General features: G+C 63.0%; 6 protein-coding genes. All 6 read right to left on the bottom strand.

What is annotated here, in order from left to right:
• Positions 1-158 precede the first annotated feature (158 nt).
• Positions 159-686 (bottom strand): c-type cytochrome, encoded by a 528-nt coding sequence (locus NKH90_RS33970; RefSeq protein WP_502893757.1) that lies wholly within the window; start codon positions 684-686, stop codon positions 159-161.
• A 732-nt stretch (positions 687-1418) separates the two neighbouring features.
• Positions 1419-2099 carry a hypothetical protein gene (locus tag NKH90_RS33965; RefSeq protein ID WP_352501301.1) on the bottom strand — a complete coding sequence of 227 codons (681 nt, stop codon included), beginning with the start codon at positions 2097-2099 and terminating at the stop codon, positions 1419-1421.
• A gap of 208 nt (positions 2100-2307) precedes the next feature.
• Positions 2308-3981, bottom strand: a complete 1674-nt coding sequence (locus NKH90_RS33960; RefSeq protein ID WP_352823641.1) for a LuxR C-terminal-related transcriptional regulator — start codon at positions 3979-3981, stop codon at positions 2308-2310.
• A gap of 193 nt (positions 3982-4174) precedes the next feature.
• Positions 4175-4576 carry a GFA family protein gene (locus tag NKH90_RS33955; RefSeq protein WP_352473786.1) on the bottom strand — a complete coding sequence of 134 codons (402 nt, stop codon included), beginning with the start codon at positions 4574-4576 and terminating at the stop codon, positions 4175-4177.
• A gap of 24 nt (positions 4577-4600) precedes the next feature.
• Positions 4601-5659, bottom strand: coding sequence for a Gfo/Idh/MocA family protein (locus tag NKH90_RS33950; RefSeq protein WP_352473788.1), 1059 nt, complete (start codon positions 5657-5659; stop codon positions 4601-4603).
• 53 nt (positions 5660-5712) lie between these two features.
• Complete coding sequence (locus NKH90_RS33945) at positions 5713-6498, bottom strand: ThuA domain-containing protein (protein WP_352823638.1); 786 nt, start codon at positions 6496-6498, stop codon at positions 5713-5715.
• Positions 6499-6727: the final 229 nt, after the last annotated feature.

The following is a 6727-nucleotide window of genomic DNA, read 5'->3' as shown; positions in this document are numbered from 1 at the left end:
CGAACGACGCTCAACGCGAGCGCGACGACCGGTTCTTGATCTCTACCTCAACCGCAGGCGCCCCTCCCGCGCAGCGGGTTCGTTCTTCGGCCTCATCATCTCCAAGGCGGACATTCACCCATTATTCGACTAAAAATCTCGTTCCGATCAAAGCCGCCCTACTTCGTTGCAGCGGCTGCGGCTTCCCCCGGCGGCATAATCCGCATCATGAACGTCGACACCGCTTCCCCGGGTTTGAACGGGCCGGGAACCTGGTGGCTGACCGGCTTCACACTTTGGAGGAATGCCGCGATCGCCATGGCGTCATCCGCGGTGAGATGCGCGAAGTCGCGCCAAGGCATGATCGGCGCCAGGATGCGGCCGTCCGGCCGTTCGCCGGTCTGGATCGCGGTGACGATCTGCTCCGGGGTCCAGCTTCCGATACCGGTCTCCCTGTCAGGGGTGATATTACGGGCGACAAAGACACCAAGACCAGGAATCTCGAAGCCCACGTCCGAACCGCCGAGGAAGCGCGACATGTCGGGTTTCCCGAAGAAATAACCGGATGTGTGACAGTCGCTGCAGCCGGCAATCGTAACCAGATATTCGCCGCGCGCGATCTGTGTGTCATCGGCCATGGCCGCGTAAGATGGCAGGGCAACAATCGACGCTGTCAAGAATGCAAGATGAACCGGTGTCCGAAACATTGCTTCCTCCCTGTGATCTGTTCGTGTTTGTCCGTCGACCTCCCGCGCCGTCAACCGGTCGCAATTCCCCGATTTTAACCACGTCGAGGACGCTGAATTCTAGCATGGCCAGCACGTAGTAACCATCAGCGATCAATTGGATGGTCGGCACTTGTCGCGCCCCGTTGAGCGCAGCTGTGACGGAGCTTGCTCAGCCGACGCACACGCCTTCTTTTGGCGCGATCGAGCCACGCACGTTGATGGATCGACTTCGTCGCCTTGATGGTCGGACCGGGTCGAACTCGGTCGTTCAGAGTGATTGGGTTTGATCCTGAAACGTCAGCCGGAGGCGACCGGCGTCTTCAGCCGCCACACCGCATCATGCGCCACCTCGGCCGGCCGCGCGCGCCTGTCAACCTGAGCAGTCCCACCTGTCAGCCGCATCGGTGCACCCACCGCGAACCACGCGGAACCGTCAAATCCCCCATAGCGCCGGAACCACGCCCTCCATCCCGCGGGTTCTTTCCCTGGAGGCTTTCGGACGCCGGCCCTCGCGCCAAGCCAACACCTGTTGGCCGGCATCCGTAACCCTAAACAATAGCCGACATTTGCCGCACGCCTTCAGCTTTGACATCGGCGCTATCTTCAATTGCTGCCGGGGTGGCGGTGTAACCGTCAACGTGAGTCATCATGGCCTCCCTGATGTTGATAGGACGGTAACGTATTGCACGTGCCGCTGGCCTCTTGGGGTGCTCACGCGCTGAAGCTCGCGCTGCGAGCTTTCGACACGCTGTTCTCGGCTCGCGCGAGCCCCAACCCGAACCACAACGTCCACAGGGCCATTACAAAAGACGACGCAACCCAGACGAGGCTGCCCAGCCCGATGCCGAACCACATGCCCAGCGGCCATCCGACGAAGGCACCAAGCCCGGCCACGACTCCGACCAGTGACGCCCAAGTCGGCGTTACCTGTTGCCGGCTCAGCGTCTCATTGCCGGCGATCACGGCAACCGCCAGGCAGAGGAACATGAAGCCGTTGGCCTTGCCCTCGGCGAAGGCCCACCAGACCGCGAATCGCGCCATGTCGTTGGCGGCGACGGCATCGGCGACGGTGGTGGCCTCGGCCACGGCGGTTGTCATCGTCCAGAGCGCGCCGACGGCCACCACCGCCCAGGCGGATAGGGTCCACCAGCGTTCGGTCAGTCGAGAGCCGGCGGTCAGCACGATCAGGCTCGCGACGACGAACAGCGAAAGTGCTGCCGCGGCGGCCCAATGCACGACCACCCACAGGGTGACGCCACTGGCGATGGCCTGCATTTGCTGGGCGAGGTCGGGATTAATCGGCCCGTGACCGATCAGGACGAAACCCAAGAGTACAGAAGCGATCGCAAGCCAGGCGCCCGCGACCCGCATTCCGGTATCGGCATGCGACATCGCTACTTCCCTTCATTGTGGCCGGATGTTCGCAGCGCGATCACTGCGTCCGTCTCGCGATCTGTGGGCGAGCTGCGCCGTGGCGCCGCGCATCCATGGCCGATCGATTTCGAGTGCAAGCTAGCGCGGAAGGGAGGGCGGCGCTTCGGGCGAACCACCCAATGGGCGCCGATGACGGCATGGGTGATTCGACCCATGCCAGACCTGCTCAAACCAGGCGGTGCTCGTAGGCCCAGGCGGTGGCGGCAGCGCGCGTGGGGACGTCAAGCTTGTTGAAAATATTGCTGACGTGCCTGTCCACTGTCTTCCCGCTCAAATCCAGTTCGTTGGCGATTTGCTTGTTGGTTTTGCCGGCAGCGACCAGGCGGAGAACTTGCAGTTCACGGGCAGAGAGGCCGCGGGCTCCGTCTGATCGCATGCCAAGCAGGATATCGACACGAGAAAGGTCCGGCATCGCACCGAGCTGCCGAAACACTGTCCGGGCTGCCTGCAACTCCAGTTCCGCACCATCGTTGTCACCGAGGGCGCGGCAAGCCTGGCCTATCATGACGCCTACGCGCGCTGCTTCGTATGGCGCTTCGACTTGCTGCCACCCCTCGAGTGCCTGGCGCAGCCAAGTCAATGCAGCCTGCGCTTCGCCTTCTGCCAGTTCCACCGCTCCCCGCGCGTGAGCGGCAAGGGCGCGCAGCGGTTCGGTTCCGTAGCTTTCTCCAACGTCCGCCAGTTCGTGGCAGGCACGCCGTGCTTCCTCGATGTCATCAGCCGCCAGCATGATCTCGACGTGAGCCGGCAGCAGCCGTATGCGCCGCACCTGATCGGTCGTCGCACCCATGACGCGCCGGATTGCGGCCGCAGCCGCATCGATGTGCCTTTCGGCCAACCGCAACAGGGCAAGGCCCGGCTGCGGTTCGAAGCCATGTTGGCTTGCACTCCGATATGCCTGCTCGGCCACGTCAAAGTCTCCGCGAAGGCGGTATACTTCCGCCAGCTGGTACCATGCTCCAGCCGTATCTCTCCGATTGTTCGACTGCGTCAAACGCTCCACGGCCTGCTGCGCTTCGTCGATCGCGTCCTGCCATGCGCCGCTGAGCCGCTTGATCTCGGCGCGATGCATCAGGCAGGTGCCGCTGAAACTGATCAGCTGGGGCTGTTCGGCGCACCATCGCCCCAGGGCGGAGGTCCATTCGCGTGCGCGGCCCAGAGCATGGACTTGCTGACACGCTTCGATCACGCTGCAGTAGATCAAGCCGGTAAGCAGCGGCGACAATTCGCCGGCCGTGACCGAAACCATCGCCTCGTCGAGGAGCGCGAAACCTTCCGCGGTTCGCCGCTGGCGCAACAGAACACGGCCCTGCAAATGCCGTGCACAGGCCACCAGATCCACGTCCGCAAAGCGCTCGCCAATCTCGACTGCGCCGCTCGCCGCAGCGTAGGCCGCTTCAAGGTTGCCCGAAGCAAGATGCTGTTCGACGTGGGGCAGCATCAGGTAACCCTGTTCGGCACAATCATGTGGCTCGCGTTCGAGCAGCCGATGCGCCCGTCCAAACCAGCCGGCCGCCTGAGCCATCTCCCCACGAAAGACAAGGCGCAGGCCAAGCCAGAAGGCGCAGCGGGCGGCCCGATGGCACTCGCCCGCGTCCAGATATGCATGATGGGTTCGCTCCAGGGCCCGCAGGTACTCCTCGTCGCGCCCGGTCAAATAGGCCGACATCGCCAGCCGTTCGAGATCGTCCACTGCGAGCGGAGCCGCTTCGCCGGCACGCGAGAAGAACCGATAGGCGTCGTCCCACGCCCTTTCCTCGTAAGCCTCACGACCGAGCACGAGCTGGTCCGCCTCCTGCAAGGAGCCGCTGTTGAATTGCTGTCGGTCTGACCTGCCCATCCGCATTGGTTCCTAGCCATCAATGGCTGCTTTGGACCCAAGGTGCAGTATAGCATGCTCGAACGCGAATGACCGGAATGCACTTAAAGCGCTCTGAATGGGGAACGTCCCGGACGACTGAAACGGGTCGAACTCGGTCGTTCAGAATGATTGGGTTTGATCCTGAAACGTCAGCCGGCCGTGGCCGGCGTCTTCAGCAGAACGTCGCCAGAGGCTCAGTGCGGATCTCGACCCACTGGCAGCGCCGGCTCTCATGATAGAAGGACAAGAAGGGCGATGGGAACGCAGGGTCCGCGAAGGCACCCACCGGGATGGCGGTCAGACCGGGCTGGGTGTCGATCCGGTAGTGGACGGTGGTGCCGCAATCCGGGCAGAAGCTGTAGATGACGCGGCCACCCTCCTCGCCGGTGCGCGAGAATTCCGCTGCCCGCCCCTCGATCGATACGTCATTCTCGGCAAACCGCGCATTGAAGCTGAATGCACTGCCGGTGCGCCGCTTGCAGGCCAGGCAATGGCAGACGGAGACGCGCACCGGCTCGCCCGAACAAATGGCCGATAGCTGACCGCAGGAACATTCGGCGCGACGCGTGACCATGGCTGCTAGACTCCTGAAATGACCTCACTGCGCATCCGCGTGGGTGCTCAATTCGGCCCGCTTCTCATCCGACACGACTGCGAGGTCGAGCACCTTCTGCAATTCGGCCGCATGGCGGAACGACGGTTCGGCCTGGACGCCGTTGCGCACCGCGTCGACGAAGCGCTGGTAGTTGGTCTGCACCGTTCCGGCGTCCAGAACTTGCCATTTGGCGTTCTCGACATCCTCGCCGATGCAGGCTTTCAGCTCCGAGCCGGTCAGATTATGCACGACTTCGATGCCACCCTTGTCCCCGTAGATGCGCAGTCGGAGCTCGTTGAGATGGCCCGTCGCCCAGCGGCTGGCATGGACGACGCCGAAAGCGCCATTGCTGAAATCGAGCGCCATGGTGAAACTGTCATTGGCGTCGAGCTCGTACTCCCCGATCCGGTTGCCAGGCGCCTTGTCGAAGGACCGCAGGCGGCAGAACACATGGTCGATGTCGAGCGCCGCGCCATAGCTGGCGAAATCGAGGATGTGGATGCCGACGTCGCCCAGCACGCCATTGGAGCCGTGGCCGCGCGACAGCCGCCACAGCCATTTCGGATCGGTGCGCCAGTCGCCCCAGAACTTGGATATCAGCCAGCTCTGCAGATAGGACGCCTCGACATGCCTGACCGTGCCGATCTCGCCGGCCAGCACCATGGCGCGCGCTCTCTGCAGCGGCGCGACGTTGCGATAGGTCAGGTTGACCATGTTGATGATGCCGGCCCGCTCGGCCGCATCGGCCATTTCACTGGCCCTCTGGTAATTTTCGGCGAGCGGCTTTTCGCACAGCACCGGCTTGCCCGCCGCGATCAGCATCATGGTCGTCGGATGGTGGATGCGATCGGGCGTCACGTTCGCCACCGCGTCGAACTTGCCCCATGCCAGCGCCTCGTCCAGCGATGCGAAGCGGTTGGGGATACCGTAGATGTCCGAAAACTTGTCGACGCGCGTGCGGTCGAGATCGACGGCGCCGATCAGTTCGACGCCCGCGATCTTGCCGAACTGCCTGGCATGCTCCTCCGCCATCCAACCGGTGCCGAGTATCAAGAGGCGCATGATTCTTATCCTTAGGACAGGGCTTTATCTTCTTGTTCGATCATGGATTTGGTCTAGCGAAAGCCGGCTTCGCCGGCGGAATGAAGCTTTCCGCCGCGCTCGACGATCGGCTCGAGCGCCTTTTCCACCGGCACGTTCGGCGCATCGAGGATGGCTGGATTGGAGCCTTGGGGGTTGTGCGCCCATTTCACCGCATTGCGCAGCACCTTCTGGACGTTGGCGTCGTGATAGGTCGGATAGGTCTCGTGGCCGGGCCTGAAATAGAAGATATTACCGGCGCCGCGGCGATAGGTCAGCCCCGACCGGAACACTTCTCCGCCCTGGAACCAGGAGATGAACACTGTCTCGAGCGGCTCCGGCACGGCGAACTGCTCGCCATACATCTCCTCGTTCTCGAGCTCGAAAAACTCGCCGATCCCGGCAGCGATCGGGTGGTTAGGGCTGGTCACCCAGAGCCGTTCGCGCTCGCCCGCCTCGCGCCATTTCAGCGTGCAGGGAGTGCCCATCAGCTTCTTGAAGATTTTCGAGAAATGGCCGGAATGGAGAACGATCAGCCCCATGCCTTCCCAGACGCGGCGCGCCACGCGCTCGACCACTTCGTCGGCGACGGCGCCATGGTCCTTGTGTCCCCACCACAGCAAGACGTCGGTCTCGGCCAGACGGTCGGCCGGCAGCCCATGCTCCGGCTGCTCCAGCGTTGCCCACGACACTGATATCTCCGGGTCGAGCTTCAGTGCATTGGCGATCGTCGCATGCATGCCCTCGGGATAGATGCCCGCGACCACCTCGTTGGTCCGCTCATGGATATTCTCGCCCCAGACGACAGCGCGTATTGTCATGATGTCCTCGTGATTGTTTGAAGCTGGAGCCGCCCCGGCCGGTCATTCATAGTGTCATCGGACGGGATTGAAAACCTTCGAGATTGGCCAAACCTCCCCAGCTTCGTCATCCCAGGGCGGAGCAGGCGCGAAGCGACGTCGCGAAGACCCTGGGATCCATATGTGGACGGCGCCCTGCCTGCAACGGTTGTTTTGCGTCGTTTTCGATCGCTTGCGTCCATATGTCCGG

Origin of the sequence: Mesorhizobium sp. M0898 (genome assembly GCF_040319695.1) — a bacterium.
In the GTDB taxonomy this organism is placed as follows: domain Bacteria; phylum Pseudomonadota; class Alphaproteobacteria; order Rhizobiales; family Rhizobiaceae; genus Mesorhizobium.
Note: the sequence above shows the minus strand (reverse complement) of the source record. Positions and strands in the feature narration are given on the sequence as shown.